The following is a 20,523-nucleotide window of genomic DNA, read 5'->3' on the forward strand; positions in this document are numbered from 1 at the left end:
GACCTCAAATCTTACATTGTTGAAAGCAAGAACTTCACTTCTAGTCCTGTTCATAGCGGTGATCATAGCACTCCCGATAGTGTCAGCCCATGTTCCTAACTTTCCCGAGGGCAATGATACCCTCGACACTGCACTTCATATCGATGATCCAGCCAAATCGATTGTGGTTTATTCCAACCTCCACCATAATGATGAGGCACAATACTACAGCTTCCACATTGAACAAGGCGGGAGGATCTACCTGGGAATGTTAATTCCAATCAATTCAGAGGAGGGCTATATACCCAGCTTCGTACTGATGGGGCCCGGATTGGGAGAAGAAGGTGAGCTTCCCTCCTTCATAGAAAGACCTGAAGATGCTGGATATATCGTTATCGAGGGAATGCTCCCGGAACAGGGTGAGTATGAGGGGTTCTCACCCAGTACTTTTTACGAGCTGGCAGAAATTAACATAAACGCACCAGCCGGGGGTGAATATTATGTTGCCGTATATTCCGAGGAGGGAGAGGGCAACTATGCTCTTGTCGTGGGTTATATCGAATCCTTCACCATCATTGAATTCATCAGGGTTCCCCTTGACCTGATTGTCGTGTACCAGTGGGAAGGTCAAAGCCTTCTAGAGGTACTCTCTCCGTTCATCATCACTGTAGTGATGGGACTCATCCTGATGATGTACGGGATGAGAAAGCGGGGCTTGGAGGTGCCCATCTATGGGCTGGTGGGTGCGATAGCGGGACTCTTCTTCGTAGGGAGCTCTGCCATTATGCTCTACCAGATGATATACGCACTGAATCAGGTGCCAGCCAACTCGCAGATCATCATAACATTATTATTCACGCTAGTACCACTGATCATGGGAATCGCGATTATCAGGATCGGACTCATGGGATCTAGAAAGCCCTCCAGGGGGATCAGAGCCACCATGTTCATCATCGGTATCCTCGCTCTGTTCGTGTGGGCTGGTTACTTCGTCGGACCGGCTCTGGCCATCATTGCGGCAGTACTTCCCGTCTCCATCGCCTCGCGAATTATCAGAATCTAGATAACGCAACTCTAATATTCTGAAACCATCAATACTACACCCATGGCGGTCTGTCCACATTGCAAGGGAGAGGTGACCAAGGACAATGTGGAGGTGGAGGAGGTTGTGAAGATCAAACCGTTCAAGATGAGGAACTTCATGTTCATCTGTCCCCACTGTTATAGCGTTCTTGGGTTTGCCAGCAATTTCTAAGGATCTGCAAGTACTGGGTTCGATAGAAGGTTGTCTGGTCAGTTGGAGATGATAGTATCGAAAGAGATGAAGAGACCTATCAGGGGAAGCTGACGATTGTTCCAATGCGATGGGAACATGCAAGAGATATCACCGACTGGCACTATCCTGGATTCTACTCATTCTACGATCTAAGAAACTATCCTGAGGACATCGAGGAGATCTTTGATGAAAGTAAATGGGGAACCAACCTATTCTCTGTCCTGAACGGAAAGGGAGAACTGTTAGGGGAACTGTCCTTTCAGGAAGAAGGAAATGAGCTGGAAATTGGCATAGCAATGAGACCAGATATGGTGGGGAGGGGGATGGGTAAAACCCTTCTCCAGGCAGGGATGGATTTCGCAAGGCACAGATTCGAATTCGACATTTTCAGGATTGGAGTATGGAAGCTTAACGGCAGGGCGATAAGGGTTTATGAGAGAGCTGGATTCCAAAGTGAAGGAGAATTCTTCAATGATATTGAGGGAATCGAATATCGATTCATTAGAATGACGAGGAGAAAAGACCTCTAATCACTTTCTGGATCCAAGAGATCCATATCATACATTACATATCTCGATTCCTTCATCCCAAGCCTTTGATAGACCTCCCTAGCAGATGCATTCTCTCGGTCAACATACAGCCTCAGCCCAACAATATCAATCCTTTCACGAGCCATAGAGCGAATCTTTTCGAAGATTGAGGAGAATATTCCTTTGCCTCTCCAATCCTTGTAAACGTAGACGCTCTGGACCCACCAGAAATACCCATTCCTCCAGTCACTCCATTCCCTCGTTATCAGGCACTGACCGATCATTCGTTCATTATCCTCGACGATTAAGTAGAACCCTCTGTCTGAACTGCTCAAAACGGTTTCCACGCCCTTGAGCGCCACTCCTTCTTCAAGACTCATCCCCTCAGTCTCAAGGGCGAGTTGAATGTTATTCTTGACAATCATCAGTGTATCAGATTTGCGTGCTTCCCTTACAATCGGTCCGATTTTCACACCTCCATGTAGTTCATTTGCCACAGTTGACCAAGGCAGTGACGACATCTGCATTCGTACCATGAGATTGGCCCACCGCAGCTCGGACACCTCCATTTTGAATTCTGCTGCTCGAGCCAGCCAGATTCATCCTTGTGAAATTGGATAAGATTCTCCCTGAGATCCTCCCCCTGTCCTGGGCGAAAGCACTAATTTCCTCAAAAGATCTGCAACCCAAATTCTGGAACTCTACGCAATTGAAACAGGTCTCGATACCTTTCTTTTCCATGCACTTGCGGATCTCGCATGCCCTACAGTACATCCAGAGCTGGTCGTAAGGACCTCGATAACCCGAGCAGTGAATATCTTCTTTCGATGCCCTAGGTTGATTTGAAAGCTCCTCTAGAAGCTCGCCACCATCTTGGAAGGACCGGAATATAGTGCAGGCTCCACAATAGGCCCCGCATATCCCGGCAGGTCTTCTATCCATCAGGTTGATATTACACTCCCATCTACTTTTTTACATTGGTGAGGGATGAGAAATAAGTAATCTATTCATTAAGGATCATAGGCCCAGAATATGCTTCTTCTTGGCTTCGAACTCCTCCTCTGTATTATGCCCTTGTCCTTCAGCTCTGCCAATTTCTCGAGCTCGTCCATGTAGTCTGGCTCTTCATCTGACATATCATCTGGATTCTTATCGCTTTGCTGCTGAACCACTGCTTTCTGCTGAGCGCTAAGTGCCATTCTCCTCTTTATTCAGCCTTCGTGTCCTTCTTCTTGCTCCGCCTCTACCGACCGGTCTCAAATCCTAGGGCATTATCGTACCTCTATGAGCCCATTCTCAAGTTGACACTGCTTAGTATATCCGATTATGTAAGAATGAAGCCTTTCCAGTATGATATCGTAATGGTGCGCAATAGTAAAGGATCAGAGAGAGAACGGAATATATGGATCGAGTATATCTGGCCATATGATGTAGACCAAGGCGAACAGTATCACGATTATCTGGATGATCAGGAAGACGGCCACCAGTTTGAACTTCAATTTCTGTGTCTTGTGCCGGAATCTCTTCATCCCCGCATAGGCACCGAACGGACCGAAAAATGAGGCTACCAGTAGTTTGCTCTCTGAGACTCTCCATTTCTGATTCATTGCACGCATCTTATCGCTCCTGAAAAGAAGGAACGAGTACATGTTCAGTATGAACACGACCGAGACCAGAATGATGAAGTACAGCGAGTCCATGACTAGGGATTAATGCATTCTAGCAGATATAAATGTCACTGACTTGACATGTTATCTAAAGATGAGGTCTCTATCGCGCATCTCAAGTGCAGTGAAGGATTCCGATAGCGGTCAATCCTTTCTTCTAAGACGGATTCGCACCGATCATCCTTGGGCACTCTTTTCCTTGCGACTGACCATCCTGGTCTTGATCGACTGGGTCAACACATAGGAGACCACTCCCGCTGTTACCACCGGCACCATCTCACCTGTGGATAGACCTAGGAACATCATGGCAAAGAGACTGATGCTAAGGGGTATTGGAAGGATGACAGCGGGAATGGCAGCGGCCAAAGCCCCCGCCGAGAGCGCGATCGGAATCTCGGGAAACAGCAGGGTGAATATTGTTCCCAGGGTCCCACCCATAAAGAATGTGGGGAAGATGGGACCGCCTACGAAGCCGGTTGCAAGGGCTCCCGAAGTGGCGAGGATCCTCGCAATGACCGCCAGCAAGAGAACGACTATGCCAATGGTCGAGGCGAACTCGAAAACGTGGGCAAGTTCCTCCAACCCGAAGAACAGGGAGAGTGGAAGTGCGAAGGCAAGAGTCCCTAATAGAAAGCCCATCATCGTGCACTTGATAAGTGGTCTCCCCTGCAATGGTTTCAATAGACTCTTTATCAACTTCATACTAAAGACGAAGATTAGACCAAAACATGTCCCCACCAGACCAAAGAATATGCCCAGGAGGATATGCCAGGTCTGGAAATCATATGAGGGGAGGTTGATGAAGCCTATCTCTGGGTTAACACCGATCAGGGTGTAGAAGATGGCGAACCCTGACACTGCTGCTATGGAATCCATGGCGAGGGCCCTGGTGAACTCGCGCCTGCTCGGATTCGAGAGTTCCAAGGCCATCATAACCCCAACGAAGGGAGATGTGAACAGACCGCCGAACGCCCCGCTAACGCTGGCGATGAAGGTATCTTTGCTATCCTCCTCGGAGAATCCTCTCCTCTTGGTAATCACGGAAGTCAGGCCGCCCGCCATCAGTCCTGCTGGAGCTTCAGGTCCAAGGCTGAATCCGCCGATAAGGGTTATGAATCCATTGAGGAGCTTCCACGACACCTTTGAAGCTTCGATTTCCCCGGTCATCATTGACTCGAAAATATTGTCCTCTCCAAAGCTAACGAGGTGGTAAATGAGTCCCACCAACAGACCGGCCATTGTGAATAGAGGAATTATCCACCAAGGCATTCCAAAGGGTTCGTAGTTGATCTCTGGCCAAATTAGGCTTTTAACTGTGTTCACTCCAACGATGTAGAGAAGGATACCGACGGAACCAAGGGCTCCAAGAATCGCAGCCCAGATAAGCAGCTGCCAAAGTGCTCTCTCTTTATTGTGAAGATCCTCGATTCAACTCACTCCCCTTGCCCTTACCCGAATAATTGGCCAGCATTATTCTTAAAAGGTATCGCTTCTTTGATTTATTAGATTTCACAAGGAATCCACCTTGCTATAAGATGATTATATAGAAGATAGGACAGATTCTGAAGTCTGGATGGTCGGGGGGCATTGTGATGGACGTTGTCCTCACAATAAGAATTGCGAAAGGCGGTTTCGATCATAGCACTCCCTATGACTTCCTCGATGCCCAGGATGGATCTCATTTGTAGTAATCGAATTGAATTATCCTAGGACCCATATTAGGGGGAAAAAGATGGTGGACCGAGCGGGATTTGAACCCGCGGCCTCTGCCTTGCGAAGGCAGCGATCTTCCACTGATCTATCGGCCCTTTCGACCACACAAACGGAAGGTTGGATATAACTCTTTCCCAACCAACCCATGGGCCAGTTAGAGATTGACTAATTGCATCTATCCAGACAAGAATCTTCACACTAGCATCATCAAATCATATTCACTTTCTCATGTCTTCGAAAGGTAAACCCTATATCTCAGTAATATTATGGTTTCCAAATGGTCTCTCGCAAAAGAAAGGTCGCAATGCTGTCGGTGTACAGCAACACCTTCCTTGTAGTCCTCAAATTCATCACCGGATTCCTAATGGGTTCTGTCAGTGTTATTTCTGAGGGCATACACTCAGCGATTGACCTGGTCGCTGCAATAATCGCCAATTACTCAGTCAAGAAATCTGAGGAACCTGCGGACGAGAGGCATCCCTACGGCCACGGCAAGTTCGAAAACTACGCGGGAGTGATAGAGGCCATACTCATCTTCATCGCAGCCGCCATAATTGTCTATGAGTCAGGACTGAGACTGATCTTCGGTTCGGAGGTAGAGTTCCTTATAGCGGGACTTGCGATAATGGCCCTCTCGGCCGTGATAAATTATTTTGTCTCAAGAAAGCTGTATCAGGTTGGGAAGGAGGAGGACTCCATGGCACTTGTTGCAGATGGTCTCCACCTCAGGACCGACGTCCTCACATCAATTGGTGTTTTCCTAGGTCTGATGGCCATAACCATCACAGGATGGACCTTTCTGGACCCTATTATCGCGATAGGGGTGGCGTTGCTCATAGTGAAGGCTTCAATAGACCTCACAAGGGAGGCTAGTAAGGGGCTTGTGGATGAAACACTACCTGATGAGGACCTTGGTAAGATTGAGACTGTGCTTTACAATCATAGAGAGTACTTCGAAGGATTCCACGCACTCAGGACTAGAAAATCTGGTGCAGAGAGATTCATTGACCTGCATCTGGTGATGAGGCCAGATGTCAAGCTCAATGATGCCTTCCGAGTATGCCGCCATCTTGAGGATGAGATAAGCGGAAGCATGCCCAAGACCAATGTAATGATTAGATGCGAGCCATCAGACTTTGAGGACCTAGAGGGCCATCTGGGAGATTATTACCTTATTGACAAAGAGACTCGAGAGACAGATTTCAAAGACAAGAAGGATTGATCATTTTCAGATCTTTATGCCGAGGAGCAGCTCAGCCTTCGCTACTGTCCTGTCGACGATCTCTGGAGACTTTCCCACGTAGTTCTTGGGATCCATCACCTTCTCAAGCTCATCATCGGATATCAGAGAAATGACCTCGTCATTATTCCTTAACGTCTCCATTAGATGGACGTCCTTTTCATCGGCCTCCATGCTCGCTCTACGGACAATCTCGTGAGCTACCTGACGTCCCATGCCCTTCTCTACGAGGGCGATCATCACAGCCTCAGCCATTATCTTTCCCTTGGCCATGGCCAAGTTGGACAGCATCCTATCCTTGTTCACCGCTAGGAAAGAGAGCATTTTCCTTGTCTTGGCCAGGATGTCATCGGTCAGGACTATGACATGTGGTATGATGAATCTCTCTGCGCTTGAGTTGGTAAGATCCCTCTCATGCCAGAGGATCATATTCTCATAGGTAGGTGTGACGAAGGATCGGACTATTCTCGTTAGGCCGCACACGTTCTCGGAGATCACGGGGTTCTTCTTATGTGCCATGGTCGAGCTTCCCACCTGCTTCTCGGCATCGAAGGCCTCGCATACCTCTTGGATCTCACTCCTTTGCAGGTTGCGAACCTCAGTTGCGTACCTCTCACACGAGGTACAGATGCTTGCCATCAGTGTTATGAGTTCCGTGTATCTGTCTCGGCCAACGATCTGGGTAGCGACCTCCTCCACGCCGATGCCCAAATCCTTCATGACCAATTCCTGGATCCGGAAGAAATGCTCACCCAGGGCAGCGCCTGTGCCCACAGCTCCCGACATCTTCCCTACGAGGATCCTCGCACTCACTTCGTTGATCCTCTCCCTGTACCTGATCATCTCAGCGAGATATCCAGCAACCTTGAAGCCAAAGGTGATTGGAATGGCATACTGGCCATGGGTCCTTCCTACCATCACCGTACCTCGATGCTTCTTGGCCACCGTTGCCAGCGAAATGATGAGCTCGTCGATATCCCTTGAGATTATCTTCAGAGCCTCACCAAGTTGAATCGCCGTCGCCGTATCTATGATGTCATTGGAAGTTGCCCCAAGGTGGACGAATCTTCCTGCATCTCCACATTGCTCTGTTAGGGCCCTGACAACAGCCATGATATCGTGCTTAGTCTCGTCCTCGATCTCCTTGACCCTCTCTATTTTGATATGCTCTAAATTGGCCTTTCTGGCGATCTCACTAGCCGCCTCTCTAGGTATGTTGCCGACCTCTGCATGGGCCTTGGCAAGAGATACTTCCACTTTTAATAGAGCCAGGAGCCTGCTCTCTTCGGCGAATATCGACTTGATGTCGTCCCTTCCGTACCTGTAGTCTAGAGGGCAAAGAAGCATTTCCTCACTTTGAGGAGATTAATATGGTCGGACTTTAAGCTTATGGTGAGGCACCCCAGCATGACGTCAGTAAGTGAAGATAGGGACAAAAGAATAAAATGTGAAATAAGGATATCATACCCGGCGTTCAACTTGAGCGAATACGAGACTGGCAAGACCCCCAGCGAAATACTGGATTTTCTGAGATCTTCGGGAGGCCATTCCCTGCTGATCAAGGGCAGGGCTGGAACGGGCAAGACCACCTTGGCACTTCAGATCATTGAAGAGTTGGCGGAGGAGCAGGTGGACTATTACCTGTCGACGAGGGTATCTGACGAGTCTCTTTACAGGCAGTTCCCGTGGCTCAAGGAGAAGGCTAAGAGGAACGAGATACTGAAGGCGGGTAAGATCTTCCTCACCAAGGCAAGACCTCCCGAACCCAAGAGTAAGGATAGTGAACAGGATTCCGTACTCAAGGCGGCCCAGGAACTCATTAGCGCCTTCACGGGAAAGAACGGGGAGTATAGCGTTGTCCGCTCTGAACTGCAGAAGCTGGAAGGGCAGATAGAGTCTGGAGAACTAGGTGACCTCGATGGCGAGGACTTCTCTCTGGAGTATGACGAAAGCTCAGTGACACTAGATTTCGGAATAATGCTTCCGGAACTGGAGCTGGCTTATGATCTAGCCGAGTCTCATCTCCCCAAGAGGTCGCTAATGGTCATCGACAGTATTGAGGCACTATCGGAGAAATACGGCATAACCGCCCAGCGGATCATGTCAACGCTCCAGAAGGATCTTGTCGAGAGTTCGGGTACCAATGTCGTCTATGTGATGGAAGCCTGGGAGAACACTGACCTCGATTACCTAGGCGATGGTGTGGTAATACTTAACTCAGAGGAGCACAAAGGTCGCAGGATGAGGGAGGTAATCACAGAGAAGCTCAGGGGCTCGAAGATAGACCGATGGAAGTACATGTTCACACTTCTGAACGGGAGGATGCACATCTTTGATCCAGTTTGGCCTGGAATGCCTGAGCAGTTCAACCCTCACTACCCGGTCAATGATCCCAACCCTAGCAGAGTCTCTTCCGGCAACGAGAACATCGACACTGTTTTTGGCGGGTTCCCGCGAGGGGCGATATCCTTGATAGAGGTGGGACCAGACGTGCCCCAGGAAGCCGTGAAGAGGATCGAACTCTCTCTGGTTGCGGATTTCCTTTCTAAGATGAGAGGGATCGTGTGGTTCCCCTTGACTTCAATGAACTACAATCTGTTCAACCAGCAGATAAACCAACTCATCAACCCCGATTGTGTGAACAAGTGCCTGAAGATCCTTCATCATGACAGCTACACAGAAACTGGATATCCATTCATCAATGTGGTCGAGGGAACCGATGCGTCCCACGATCTCAAATGGAACTCCCTGAAGTACCTGCTCTCGGGCAGCACCTCTCCACATCTCTCCCTGCTGGGCTACGATGCTTTGGAATCTATCTACGGCCCCGATGTCATGAACTCCACTGCGGGCCATCTAGATGCCATGAGGCGTTTGGGTAATGTGATCGTGGCGGAGGCCACCAGCTCATCCAACTCCCTGAAAGCATTGGCCAACCAATCTACCGTTCATATCAAAATAGAGAGCCTATCGGGAACGGTGATGATCTGCGGCGATAAGCCACATACCAAGTACCACTACCTAGAGTTTAATGATGATAGACTTAGACCCAGACTTATACCCATGGTCTGAATATTACTATCAGCATTGATATCCTCACAATAAATGTTTTAAGAAGAGTATCAACTAAACCAAGATGATGGGCAGTGGTTCCTTGAACGAAGGTCAGATATCACGTTTAATAGCTGACGAATATGCAGCGAGGATACTCAAAGCCACGTACCAGCGTCCCATGTCGGTGCAGCAGCTGAGCAGGATGTGCGACATCCCAATTGCGGTGGCCTATCGACGCATCGGAGAGCTGGAGGAGCATGGTCTGGTTCGCTGCGTGAGGCAGGAGGAGGTGTACAGAGGAAAAAAGGTGAAGTTCTTCTCCTGTGCTGTCAAGCTGGTCAAGTACCTATTCGACCAAGGTGATTTCACCATCGAGGTCGATTGGATCCCTGAAGAAGAGCTCTCTCCTTGTGAAGAGCTTGGCGCGGAGGGATGATCAACCCTCGAAAAATAGTCACATCAAATGAATGGTGTTATGATTTCGATTCTCCAGGAGTGTATTCCAAGACCATTCTAGGACTTTGATATAGAACCGTTCTTATTAATATCCTATTTTGTATTCACCTAAAAAGGAAAGGTTCAGTCTCAGGGGATTGGAATATGGATATGCTGAAGACCTCTCAGCTGTTGACCGACGAGTACTCCGTGAAGATACTTGTAGCCACTCTTCGGTGTCCCCACAGTGCCCAGGAAATCTCCAATGAGTTTGCGATACCGATTGCCGCATGTTACCGGCGCATCAAGGAGTTAGAGAGATTGGGGCTTCTAGAATGTACTGAGCGCCGCCTCTCCCGGCAAGGAAAACGCATTTCGTACTACATCTCCCTGCTGAAGAACGCATATGTCTTTTTCGAGAGCGGGAAACTTCGGGTGCGCTTCCAACTCAAAACAGGCGGTGCGGACCGCTACGGTGACGGATGGCACGACATAGATATCACCACCTATAACGAGACCTCCGAGGAGACGAGTGAGGAGGAGCTCGAGAACGGTGATGACAGCGAGAATAACTGAGGCTGGCCTACTCCACATCAGGCTCGTTTTCACCGAAAGGGTTATAAACGAAACTCATTATGTCCACCTTGCTTCCATTTCCTAAATAACCGAGTGTGAACTTATGACCGAACTCTTGGAGGACCTTGAAAAAAAGAGACAAGCCAGCAATTATGAGGCTGAAAAGCACAAGCAGGTGCGAGATCAGCTCAACGAGGAGACCAAGAAATGGGTGGAGACCAGGGATGAGCTCAATGCCAAGGTCCGCGAGCTCATCGAGGAGGCCTCCAAACACAGAGAAACCAGGGATCAGTTGAACGCCAAGGTCAAAGAGGCCAAGGCACAACGGGATGATTGGAACAAGAAGGTCAGCGATCTCAACGATACGGTCATGCAGCTCAAGAAGGACAACATGCCAAAGGAAGGGCCTCCCATCAAGAAGCTCAAGAAGGAGCTCAAGAACATGGAGTTCAAGCAGATGACCTCAGTCCTATCTCCTGAGAAGGAGAGAGAGCTCATCGATCTCCTCTCTGATATGCAGGCGCAGATCAAGGAGAGGGAGAAGTCCATGGAACAGAACTCAGAGATCAAAGAGGCCATCAAGGAACTGAGGGAAGCTAGAGACAAGGCCGAAGATCACCACAAGCAGGTGGGCGTGCTTGCTGAGAAGGCACAGTCTGAGCATGACTCAATGATAGATCTCTATGAGAAGGCCGATGAGATGAGAAAGCAGGCCGATGAGGCTCAGGAGAAATTCATCGAGTGCAAGCTGAAGGCGGACGAGGAACACAGAAAGCATATCGATTTCATCCGCCAGGTGCACGATTACGACAAGATAATCACTGGTCTCAGACAGAAGGTTCGTAAAGCAAAGAAGAAGAAGGAAGAGAGCGATGCTAAGAAGGAAGCGGAGGAGATCTTCGAAAAATTCAGGAGCGGCGAGAAGCTTTCCACCGAGGACATCATGGCGCTTCAAAAATCTGGGTATCTATGACCTCTATTTTTGCCAATTGTTAAGATATCTTAATGTTTTCTTACTTAAAGATTCCTTCATCAAGGTATGTTTAAACGGCAAAGGTTATATAGTGTTAAGTTAATTATATTGTCGGGAAGTTCTGGGCTAGTTGTAGAGTGCATCCCATCCCTTCTGACAGGCTAGCCCTTCCCAACCCTTTTTTCTAACATCGCTTACGAACAAAGACCTTTGTATGTAAACCTTAATTACAAAGTTCGTAATTTGAGCCGTGAAAGGTGCAAGAACATGGTACTTGAAGGACTGGGGAAATCACTGAGGGATATTCTCGCTAAAGTGGCCAAAGCGGGTCATGTAGACGAGAAGCTCGTAAAGGAGATCTCCAGGGACATCCAGAGAGCCCTTCTCCAGGGAGATGTTAATGTCAAACTGGTGCTCCAGCTGACCAAGGACCTGGAGCGGAGGGCATTGAACGAGAAGCCCCCTGCTGGCATGAGTATAAGGGAGCATCTTGTCAAGATCATTTACGAGGAACTAGTGAAGATACTGGGGGAGAAACGCAGCATCCCCATCAAAGGCCAGACCATAATGATGGTCGGTCTCTACGGCCAAGGGAAGACAACACACTGCGGAAAACTGGCATACTACTTCAACAAAAAAGGAATGAGTGTTGGACTCATAGCCGCCGATGTTCACCGACCTGCGGCCTATGATCAGCTGGCGCAGTTGGGGGAGAAGATCAGTATTCCCGTCTTCGGAGATCCGAATGAGAAAAACGCTCCAAATATTGTGAAAAAGGGGATGGAGCATTTCTCAGACACGGATATTGTAATAATCGATACCTCGGGCAGACATGCACTTGAGGATGATCTCATAGAGGAACTCAAGGCAGTGTCCAAGGTCGCAGAGCCGGACGAACGTATCCTCATTCTTGATGCAGCGACAGGTCAGCAAGCGGGACCCCAAGCAAAGGCCTTCCATGATGCTGTAGGAGTGACCTCCGTCATCATCACCAAGATGGACGGCACGGCCAAGGGCGGGGGAGCCCTAAGTGCCGTGGCCCAGACCGAAGCTTCCATCGTCTTCATTGGCACGGGGGAGCACCTCCGGGACCTAGAGGCATTCGAGCCCGCGAGATTCATTTCACGCCTTCTGGGAATGGGCGACATACAAACATTGATGGAGAAAGCCCAGGAGTCAATGACCGAAGAACAGGCCTTAGAGACCACCAAGAAGATCATGGCTGGCCGCTTCACGCTCAAGGAGATGTACGAGCAGATGGAGATGCTCACCAACATGGGACCCCTGCAGAAGCTCATTTCCATGATACCCGGCATGCCTGGACTCACAGATAAAGTGGACTTTGAGGCATCCCAGGAGAAACTCTATAGGTTCAGAGTGATACTCGATTCCATGACCGACGAGGAGATGGAGAACCCGAAGATCATCAAGTCATCACGGGTGATAAGGATCGCCCGTGGCGCTGGAGTCGATCCCAGGGATGTTCGGGAACTTCTTAGGCAATACAACACCTCCAAGAAGGCGGTCAAGGGATTCATGGGAAACCGCAAGCTCCGCAAGCAGATGTTGAAGCAGCTTCAGGCCGGGGGCATTGAGGACTTTGGAGGATTCTCATGAGGAGATTCGTCGTGGTGGGTCACCGGGCCATTACCTCGGGCGACTTCAAGCTGGATGACCTTTGCGGAAGTGCTGGTAGACTAGATGTGCTATTGAGAGCCATCAATTCATCATTCTTTCTCTCACATGACATCAGGAAGGATGTTGAGCTTCATCTGATACTACTGGGTGAGCCTGAGCCTCCAAAGACCGTTAGGCTGGTAGGATCTGAACTGAAGTACCTGAATCCCGATGAGAGGAGCACGGGTGCGCTGATACGTAACGCCCTCATGAAGAAAGCCAAAGGGGAGGAGAAATCCTCACCTGGCATATACATCTCGAACCGGTCTTACAAGGACGTCCTTTCGACCATTCCAAAGGGGACCCAGTTCGTATATCTAAAAGAGGATGGAATGGACATCAGGAATATTGACCTGGGTGATGACGTGACCTTCGTTCTGAGTGACGACCAGGATCTATCCGCCGAGGAGGAGGAGATACTGATGGATTACAGTCCTGAGAATGTGAGCCTTGGACCGATAAGCTATCACTCAGATCATTGCATCCTTGTGGTGAATAACGAGATAGACCGGAGGCTTCGCTAGGACTACAAGGACCAATGGAAAAAGGTTCTTCTAGGGGTAAAGCGTTAAGCGGCCCGATAGTATGGAGAAGATACCTCAGCACAAGCACTGCTCCGAATGCGGAAAAGCATTTATCGGCAGCGAAAAGTACTGCTCCACCGAATGCAAGAAAGGCGGGGAGAAGATACTGAAAACCCGCAAGAGGCAGCTGCTAATCCTCTATGTAGTTACCCTTGTCATACTAACTGTAGCTGTCATCATCATGGCGGTATGAATGAAAGTCGCGATTGGTGGTACATTCAATATTCTCCACAAGGGCCACAAGGTTCTGCTAGATGCTGCATTTTCCAGGGGACTGGATGTCTTTGTAGGCATCACCTCGGATGACTTTGCACGAGGTCGAAAATCCAGCCATATTCCACTTGATGAAAGGAGAAAGAGGCTGGAGGAGTATCTCTCATCCAACTTCGATCGCTGGGAAATAGGCGTTCTGGAGGATCCGATGGGTCCCACGGCATGGGAAGAGGACATTGGGATTCTTGTTGTCTCTCCTGACACCTACGCCACTGGAGAAATGATAAACGAAGTGAGGGTGAAGAACGGCTTGAAACCTATGGAGCTGGTTAGAGTCAATTATGTTCTCGCGGAGGACTACCTTCCCATTTCATCCACCAGGATACTCGCCGGGGAGATAGATACAGAAGGAAAGCTAAGCAGACCTCTTAGAGTGATAGTTGGCTCTACCAATCCAATCAAGATAACTGCGGTCAAGTCTGTTATGGAACGCGTCCTTAGGAGCTGTGAGATCTCCAACTTGAAGGTTGTAACTTCCGTAGGAGAGCAGCCCTTCGGAGATGCCACGTTGATAGGGGCCAAGGAACGGGCTCAGGCCGCTTTAAAGCATGGGGATCTTGGCGTAGGGATCGAGGCTGGAGTATTCGAGAGGGAAGACGGGCTGTACGACATTCAGTACTGCGCCATTACAGATAGGGCAGGATGGATAACCGTGGGTCATGGTTCCGGCTTCAGGTATCCACCCAGAGTTGCCGAAATGGTAAAATCCAGTATGACTGTGGGTCAAGCGTTCGAGAAGATACACGGCATCAGTAATATCGGAATGAAGGAAGGAGCTATTGGTTTCCTGACAAAGGGGATGCTGACCCGAGAGTTGCTCACCGAACAGTCTGTGATGGCTGCAATGATTCCAAGGATGAAGGTGGACCTCTATACCGACATCTGAACCCTCTCTCGCCTGAAATAATCTATGTAGACCTCGACCGACGCACAGTTAGCCGGTCCTGGGCATCCAAATTTTGCATATCGTGAACAGTATGCCCCGTCAACAAGAAATTCGCATTCGATCTCCTTGTTGGCTTGACATTTCTCACCTATGCAGCCGAATCCTTGGTAGACCCCTCTGCAAAGGCCATCCTCGGCCAGAAATGGGCAATTCATCTAGATCCGTCCCCTGGATTCCCTGAACTCTACGAAGTGGGACATGTAGCTCTCCATGGTCTCACAGTTATCCCTTCCTGAACAGTAGAATCTCTGATAGCGTGGGCAATAGAGCCCTTGCCATTTCTCTCTGTGGCATTCATCCGCTACGGTGAAAACTCCGCGGCCTAGAAATCCCAATCTGCAGTTATCTTTGCCTATGCACTCCCTTCCTTCGATTAATCGGTGAGCGCACAGGTTCCCATGATAGCGGTACCTGCACAAGCTAGACCATCCCTTCCTGATATAATTAATTCAAACTGGCACTATAAAACTATTGTAATCATTACAGCGATGTGTTTAGATACTGACCGAATTGTACTATCTAGCCCCTGATATTCTTTTTTTCGATAGGTTCAAACGGGAGAGTATACCAGTCCCTTCTCCCCTGAAGTAATCTTCGGTGAACATGAACTTGGTCATTATCACTAACCATATGATCTCGACAGGAGTTGATATCGCTGCCGGGAGGGCTGCCTCTGCCCCTATAAGCGTTGCAGCCAGGGCTGCAGCCATTCCGGTGTTCTTATAGGTAGTGAACAGAACCATGTTCACTCCCTGCTTCCTCCCGAGACGTGACTTCTTGGCGATCCAGTAGACGGCAAGGCCGGGAATGAATACCCTGGCAGTGGCCGCTGCCAAGAGAATGACTATTAGATATGGATCTCTGAAGAAGAACTCGCGGTTAGCTCCTACTACAGCGAAGCAGACCACCAACAAGGATAGGTTGATGATGGCGACCCTGGTGTCGGCACTCATTGTGACCCTCTTCACTCCCCTGGAAATGATGATGGGGAGGAAGATCATGATAAGGACGGAGCTGACCAGGCTAAGCGGGTTCACCTCCATACCTAGAATCGCGATCATGAGGAGGGGGGTTATCCCAATGGATGCCAAGTATATGATCGCTGTGGAAACGAGAGAGTTCTTTACATTGCCCCTTAGCAGGAAGGTGAAAGGTATCACGCATACGGCCGAAGGCACCACTGCCTCGATTATCCACCCGCTTCGGATGGGATCCTCGAACAGGAAGGCGATGAGGATCGTGGAACCAGTGCCAAGTCCAAAGGTAAGGAGAAGGGCAAGGATCGTGGTAGAGAAATGCTCTTTGACCTCCAGACCCTTGAAGCTTATCCCACAAAGCGAGAGGGACATCATGACTACCAGGGCCACGGTGATGAACTCGGAGTTGAAGAGCGGAAAACCGCCCAGGGCTAGTCCCAACACGAACCCTATAGACATCATGATGGGATTGTTGAGTATGATCTCCCTTAGTGCCACGGGGGCCGTGAAACGGATGTTCCTTTTTAAGATTTCGCATCATAACCGTTGAATATCATCGGTTCTTTGGGATTTGAAAAACGAAAGTGGACCTGAAATTCCATAATTTCGAATAATTTGATTATTGTGGATAATCATATGATTCCCCCGGATAATCACATCACCGGAAAGATTGTCTATATGACCGTCGATTGAGGCATCATGACTAAGAGGGAGGATATAATCTCCTTCGGCCCTGTTCCCTCGCGACGTCTGGGTAGGAGCCTCGGCGTCAACAACATACCTCCCAAGACCTGCACCTATTCCTGCGTGTATTGCCAATTGGGGAGAACGAGTGGAATGACGCTTAAGAGATCGAGTTTCTTCGGTCCGAAGCGTGTTCTTGAAGATGTTGGGAAAAGGGTGAGCTGCCTCGAAAAGATGGGCGAGAGGATCGACTATATCGCCTTCGTTCCCGACGGTGAGCCAACGCTCGATAGGGATTTGGGTTCTGAGATATCGGGAATGAAGGAACTGGGATATCCAGTAGCCGTCATAACAAACTCCTCCCTATTATCGGACATCGAAGTCAGGGAAGAGCTCGCCATGGCAGATTGGGTAAGTCTTAAGGCAGATGCTGCTTTGGAAGAGGCTTGGCGAGCGGTGGATCGGCCCCATGGGAAGCTCACACTCGAGGAAATGATCGATGGAATGCTTCTCTTCAAGGATGATTATGAGGGAACCCTGTGCACAGAGACTATGCTAATAAATGGTTTGAACGACACCCCCGCTGTTCTAGAAGCCACCTCAGATCTGATAGCCGACATTTCCCCAAATCGGGCATATCTGTCCATCCCGGTCAGACCACCCGCCGAAGGTTGGGCATTAGCACCCGATGCAGAGCATATCATACTGGCCCTGACGATTTTCATGGAAAGGGGTTTGAAGAGTGAGATGCTTTCCTCACTTGGAGAGGGGAGATTCTCTCTGGCGGGTGATATCGAAACGGAGATACTCCGCATCACATCGGTCCATCCCATGGACAAGAGGTCTCTTGGCGATCTCCTGAAGACCGCTCATAAGGATTGGACTCTGGTTGATGAGCTCATGGATAGGGGAGAATTGATCAGCCTCAAGCTCGGCAATGAGATCTTCTACATGAGGAATCTCGGTACAAATACGGGGAAATGATAAAAGGGATCCACTAGAGATATTCATTCGATGAACAGATCCCCCGAGCTGAAGGTTGGATTTGGAATGATCAACGAGATCATTCTGCAACCGATCAGGTCTATACTATTGAGAACTAGTCTCGAAATCGGAGTCTTTGATGTCCTCTCGGATTTCACTTCCTCCATAGATGTTTCAAAGAGATTGGGTACACATCATGATAACACCCGTTATCTTCTGGATGGACTGGCGTCCTGTGATCTGGTGGAAAAGAATAATCAGATGTATAGGAATACCGAGATGTCCAGACTCTATCTCGTAAGCGAGAGCGCCAACTATATGGGCTCTTATATACAGCTATACCAGAGATCACTCATCGATGCCTTGGACGACCTGACGGAAATGGTGCAAAAAGGCTCGATACCTTCGCCCCCCAAGGTTGTTGACGGCTCTTATGACGAATTCGAAGAGTATGTAAAGGCTCTGGCCAGCGCGGCAAAGGGAGGGACCGCTCGAATAGCGGCCCGTATCGTGAGTCAACAACCAGAGTTTCCAACCATGCGAAGGATGCTTGATATCGGTGGTGGACCCGGAATAATAGCAATGGCCATTGTAGATCCACATCCTTTCATGAAGGGAGTTATCTTCGAACAGCCAGCCATGGCCGAGGTGGCAAGAAAAAATATTTCGGATTTCGGAATGGAGGACAGAATGGAGGTTATCTCCGGGAACTTCCTGACCGATCCTTTAGAAGAATCTTTTGATCTTATCTGGACCAGTTTCTGCCTCTACTTCGCGAAGCATCATCTGGACGAGACGATCAAAAAGATATTTGAAGCTCTAGAGCCGGGAGGCATTTTCATCTCGCTGCATGAAGGCTTGAATGAGGAAGGTACAAAGCCGGAGATACTAGTGCTTCCAAACATCGCGATGAACATGAACGGGCATGACACGGCCTTCGAAAGTGGCGAGATCGTGGAAGCGATGAGGCGAAGCGGATTCTCAGATGTCAGGAGCAGACCTGAAGACAGTCCCTTTGGAGAGGTTGAGGTCGTCATAGGAAAGAAAGAATAGAAAGCGCCGAGGGGGAGATTCGAACTCCCGTGGTGCAGAGCACCACCGGCTCTCAAGGCCGGCGCCGTGATCCGGGCTTAGCTACCTCGGCCCACATTTGGCAAAGCCCTTCCCCCGTATAAGCTTTATCTCATTTTCACCTGACTGAGGCCTTGTGATCTCCCCTCACGAAGAATCTTTACAGATAAGACTAGGCCTCAGGTTGCCACAATTGGTAATCTCTACTTAGAAAATCTTGCCCAGCCTGGTTGAAAGCATGGTGTCGATATCCAGCTCGAATGCGCCAACTGGATAGCCCAGCTCCATTTTTGAAATTACCTCAGGGTCGATCTCCCCGAAATGTCCAACTTCGATCCCTTCTATGGATACAGAGGCGGCCCTTCCCCCTAGATACATACCCGACGATAATGGTCTGATCTCATGGTCAATGGAGATGTCCCTCAGGATGCTCTCCGTCAAGGATTTCATTTCGGTGAAGCTTACCCTGGAATGGACCGAAAGACCTGCTAGATGACGGGTTCGCTTCAGATCGACCATCACATCACCTACCTCGAAGATCCTTTGAGGAAGATCGCGGTGCTTGTTCTTGCGAACCACCTCGAAAAGGCTTGGTAGCAAGTGCCAGCGCATGCAAGTGTAATCCTCTCCAAGAGGATTCTGGATCTCCACCACTTCATGAGACGGGATGCTCATCATCGCGAACTGTTCTCCAGGGTTGGATAGCATTAGTGTAGTTACCTCCATGTATCCATATCCTATCATGAGCTGCTTGATCTGATCAGAAGCACGCTCTATAGGCCTGAGGCTGCCAAATGTCTGGACCCGAGGAAGTGTCGAGCCGAAGTTCTCATAACCATGGCCAATGGCCACGTCCTCGGCAAGATCCACGGGATGTAGGATATCCAGTCTGGTTGCGGGTACCAATACCTTCACTTTGCCGTTGTCAACGGATGCATCATATCCCATTCTCTTGAGGGCGATCACTATCTCCTCATCGGTGATGTTCATTCCGAGGAAGGAACGGCAGAAATCGGCATCAAGCTCCCATCTCCGAGGCTCCAGATCCGGAGTGATGAATTCCTCCTCGGCAATAACCTTGACTGTCTGGATTATGGCTCCCCGCTCAGCTATGGAGGTCGCCACAATATTGAGCGCTCCGGATATTGCCTTGAAATCTGTACCGGTGACGTCGATGAACAGGTTCTCCGTCGACTCGGTCACCGTGGTCAGGCGACCGTTTATGATCGGTGGGAATGAAAGTACTTCATCGTTTCGGTCCAGGATCAGCGGGTAGTGTTCCTTCCCCTCCAGAACGAACGCGTAATCGATCCCCTTTTCATGCCTCTCGAGGATCTCTCGAAGATTCATCTCCTCATCCTTGGCCAGAGGAACGAATGATACAGATTCCGGGTCGACGGCCTTGTACTTGAAGGGTGGCTCTACCCTGTCAAGGTCATGGATTCCGATGGAAACCTTGGCCCTCTTCCGCCCCATAGTTAGGTGGAGCTTCTCCTGGACCTCCATGAGCGATTTGATGAGTTCGTCAGTCATCACCACGTTCCTGATTACTCCTGCAACCACGTAAGGCCGTACTTCAAGGACGCTGGGATCCCTATAAAGCACCATACCCGAATCCTCAGTGGGATAGAGCTTCATTCCGGCCTCCTTCCCTAAGAAGGCGCGTAACGCTCGCGCTATGCCCTCCACGCTGAAAAGATCCGGCCTGCTGGGGAAGAACTCCATCGCGATCTCACCCGTCTCCTCGTCGAAATCGTGCAGATCGGCACCCATCATGGGTATCTTCTCCAAGAGCTCTTTCATGGGAACATCGAACCCCATGAGCTCAGTCAGGTCTCGGTGGTCGAAATTGATGACTGGCATGGCTCAAAGCCATGGGGATGA

The 20,523-nt window shown here is 49.5% G+C and carries 23 protein-coding genes, 2 tRNA genes and 1 pseudogene; 14 read left to right on the top strand and 12 right to left on the bottom strand.

What is annotated here, in order from left to right:
* Positions 1-19 precede the first annotated feature (19 nt).
* The 3 genes from GKC03_06220 to GKC03_06230 all read left to right on the top strand — a co-directional run bounded on the left by GKC03_06220 (position 20) and on the right by GKC03_06230 (position 1,785).
* The gene (locus GKC03_06220) at positions 20-1,042 is read left to right on the top strand and encodes a hypothetical protein (protein ID NYT12135.1); all 1,023 of its coding nucleotides are present in this window, start codon (positions 20-22) and stop codon (positions 1,040-1,042) included.
* A gap of 42 nt (positions 1,043-1,084) precedes the next feature.
* The gene (locus GKC03_06225) at positions 1,085-1,234 is read left to right on the top strand and encodes a hypothetical protein (protein NYT12136.1); all 150 of its coding nucleotides are present in this window, start codon (positions 1,085-1,087) and stop codon (positions 1,232-1,234) included.
* A gap of 104 nt (positions 1,235-1,338) precedes the next feature.
* Entirely contained in the window at positions 1,339-1,785 is a 447-nt protein-coding gene (locus tag GKC03_06230; protein NYT12137.1) for a GNAT family N-acetyltransferase, read from the top strand.
* Here GKC03_06230 and GKC03_06235 read toward each other — a convergent pair.
* The 6 genes from GKC03_06235 to GKC03_06260 all read right to left on the bottom strand — a co-directional run bounded on the left by GKC03_06235 (position 1,782) and on the right by GKC03_06260 (position 5,260).
* Complete coding sequence (locus tag GKC03_06235) at positions 1,782-2,165, bottom strand: GNAT family N-acetyltransferase (GenBank protein NYT12138.1); 384 nt, start codon at positions 2,163-2,165, stop codon at positions 1,782-1,784. The two genes, GKC03_06230 and GKC03_06235, sit on opposite strands and share 4 nt — an antisense overlap.
* Before the next feature lie 106 nt (positions 2,166-2,271).
* On the bottom strand, positions 2,272-2,727 hold the full coding sequence (locus GKC03_06240; protein NYT12139.1) for a DUF3795 domain-containing protein: 456 nt from the start codon (positions 2,725-2,727) through the stop codon (positions 2,272-2,274).
* Between the two features lie 68 nt (positions 2,728-2,795).
* Positions 2,796-2,984 carry a hypothetical protein gene (locus tag GKC03_06245; GenBank protein NYT12140.1) on the bottom strand — a complete coding sequence of 63 codons (189 nt, stop codon included), beginning with the start codon at positions 2,982-2,984 and terminating at the stop codon, positions 2,796-2,798.
* Positions 2,985-3,167: 183 nt separating this feature from the next.
* Entirely contained in the window at positions 3,168-3,485 is a 318-nt protein-coding gene (locus tag GKC03_06250) for a DUF1294 domain-containing protein (protein ID NYT12141.1), read from the bottom strand.
* A gap of 144 nt (positions 3,486-3,629) precedes the next feature.
* Complete coding sequence (locus tag GKC03_06255) at positions 3,630-4,721, bottom strand: chloride channel protein (protein ID NYT12142.1); 1,092 nt, start codon at positions 4,719-4,721, stop codon at positions 3,630-3,632.
* A gap of 464 nt (positions 4,722-5,185) precedes the next feature.
* A tRNA-Ala gene (locus GKC03_06260) sits at positions 5,186-5,260 on the bottom strand.
* A 182-nt stretch (positions 5,261-5,442) separates the two neighbouring features.
* Here GKC03_06260 and GKC03_06265 point away from each other — a divergent pair.
* Positions 5,443-6,387 (top strand): cation transporter, encoded by a 945-nt coding sequence (locus GKC03_06265; GenBank protein ID NYT12143.1) that lies wholly within the window; start codon positions 5,443-5,445, stop codon positions 6,385-6,387.
* Between the two features lie 6 nt (positions 6,388-6,393).
* Here the strand turns inward: GKC03_06265 and GKC03_06270 are convergent, their stop codons facing one another.
* On the bottom strand, positions 6,394-7,752 hold the full coding sequence (locus GKC03_06270; GenBank protein NYT12144.1) for an adenylosuccinate lyase: 1,359 nt from the start codon (positions 7,750-7,752) through the stop codon (positions 6,394-6,396).
* A gap of 132 nt (positions 7,753-7,884) precedes the next feature.
* Between GKC03_06270 and GKC03_06275 the strand changes: the two genes are divergently transcribed.
* The 8 genes and pseudogenes from GKC03_06275 to yjjX all read left to right on the top strand — a co-directional run bounded on the left by GKC03_06275 (position 7,885) and on the right by yjjX (position 14,863).
* On the top strand, positions 7,885-9,477 hold the full coding sequence (locus GKC03_06275; GenBank protein NYT12145.1) for a hypothetical protein: 1,593 nt from the start codon (positions 7,885-7,887) through the stop codon (positions 9,475-9,477).
* A 67-nt stretch (positions 9,478-9,544) separates the two neighbouring features.
* A complete protein-coding gene (locus GKC03_06280) occupies positions 9,545-9,895 on the top strand; it encodes a helix-turn-helix transcriptional regulator (GenBank protein ID NYT12146.1) in 351 nt (116 codons plus the stop codon).
* Positions 9,896-10,059: 164 nt separating this feature from the next.
* A pseudogene (locus GKC03_06285) lies at positions 10,060-10,335 on the top strand (winged helix-turn-helix transcriptional regulator).
* Positions 10,336-10,585: 250 nt separating this feature from the next.
* Positions 10,586-11,443 carry a phosphoserine phosphatase gene (locus GKC03_06290; protein ID NYT12147.1) on the top strand — a complete coding sequence of 286 codons (858 nt, stop codon included), beginning with the start codon at positions 10,586-10,588 and terminating at the stop codon, positions 11,441-11,443.
* Between the two features lie 267 nt (positions 11,444-11,710).
* Positions 11,711-13,060: a signal recognition particle protein gene (gene ffh / locus GKC03_06295; protein ID NYT12148.1), complete on the top strand. Its 1,350-nt coding sequence runs from the start codon at positions 11,711-11,713 to the stop codon at positions 13,058-13,060.
* A complete protein-coding gene (trmY, locus tag GKC03_06300; GenBank protein NYT12149.1) occupies positions 13,057-13,644 on the top strand; it encodes a tRNA (pseudouridine(54)-N(1))-methyltransferase TrmY in 588 nt (195 codons plus the stop codon). The genes ffh and trmY overlap by 4 nt, the downstream gene beginning before the upstream one ends.
* Positions 13,645-13,705: 61 nt before the next feature.
* Entirely contained in the window at positions 13,706-13,897 is a 192-nt protein-coding gene (locus GKC03_06305) for a DUF2116 family Zn-ribbon domain-containing protein (GenBank protein NYT12150.1), read from the top strand.
* A 339-nt stretch (positions 13,898-14,236) separates the two neighbouring features.
* Positions 14,237-14,863 carry an inosine/xanthosine triphosphatase gene (gene yjjX, locus GKC03_06310; protein ID NYT12151.1) on the top strand — a complete coding sequence of 209 codons (627 nt, stop codon included), beginning with the start codon at positions 14,237-14,239 and terminating at the stop codon, positions 14,861-14,863.
* Here yjjX and GKC03_06315 read toward each other — a convergent pair.
* The 3 genes from GKC03_06315 to GKC03_06325 all read right to left on the bottom strand — a co-directional run bounded on the left by GKC03_06315 (position 14,848) and on the right by GKC03_06325 (position 16,398).
* Positions 14,848-15,078: a hypothetical protein gene (locus GKC03_06315; GenBank protein ID NYT12152.1), complete on the bottom strand. Its 231-nt coding sequence runs from the start codon at positions 15,076-15,078 to the stop codon at positions 14,848-14,850. The two genes, yjjX and GKC03_06315, sit on opposite strands and share 16 nt — an antisense overlap.
* Positions 15,079-15,342: a hypothetical protein gene (locus GKC03_06320; protein ID NYT12153.1), complete on the bottom strand. Its 264-nt coding sequence runs from the start codon at positions 15,340-15,342 to the stop codon at positions 15,079-15,081. It abuts the gene before it with no gap.
* Between the two features lie 96 nt (positions 15,343-15,438).
* The gene (locus GKC03_06325; protein ID NYT12154.1) at positions 15,439-16,398 is read right to left on the bottom strand and encodes a hypothetical protein; all 960 of its coding nucleotides are present in this window, start codon (positions 16,396-16,398) and stop codon (positions 15,439-15,441) included.
* Positions 16,399-16,617: 219 nt separating this feature from the next.
* On the opposite strand from GKC03_06325, the gene GKC03_06330 reads away from it, so the two are divergent.
* Together GKC03_06330 and GKC03_06335 are read left to right on the top strand one after the other, a co-directional pair.
* Complete coding sequence (locus GKC03_06330) at positions 16,618-17,568, top strand: radical SAM protein (protein NYT12155.1); 951 nt, start codon at positions 16,618-16,620, stop codon at positions 17,566-17,568.
* A gap of 30 nt (positions 17,569-17,598) precedes the next feature.
* A complete protein-coding gene (locus tag GKC03_06335) occupies positions 17,599-18,621 on the top strand; it encodes a methyltransferase domain-containing protein (GenBank protein NYT12156.1) in 1,023 nt (340 codons plus the stop codon).
* 4 nt (positions 18,622-18,625) lie between these two features.
* On the opposite strand, the gene GKC03_06340 is transcribed toward GKC03_06335, so the two are convergent.
* A tRNA-Ser gene (locus tag GKC03_06340) sits at positions 18,626-18,712 on the bottom strand.
* Between the two features lie 134 nt (positions 18,713-18,846).
* Positions 18,847-20,502 (bottom strand): phenylalanine--tRNA ligase subunit beta, encoded by a 1,656-nt coding sequence (locus tag GKC03_06345; GenBank protein ID NYT12157.1) that lies wholly within the window; start codon positions 20,500-20,502, stop codon positions 18,847-18,849.
* Positions 20,503-20,523 lie beyond the last annotated feature (21 nt).

Source organism: Methanomassiliicoccales archaeon, assembly GCA_013415695.1.
Classification (GTDB): domain Archaea; phylum Thermoplasmatota; class Thermoplasmata; order Methanomassiliicoccales; family JAAEEP01; genus JAAEEP01.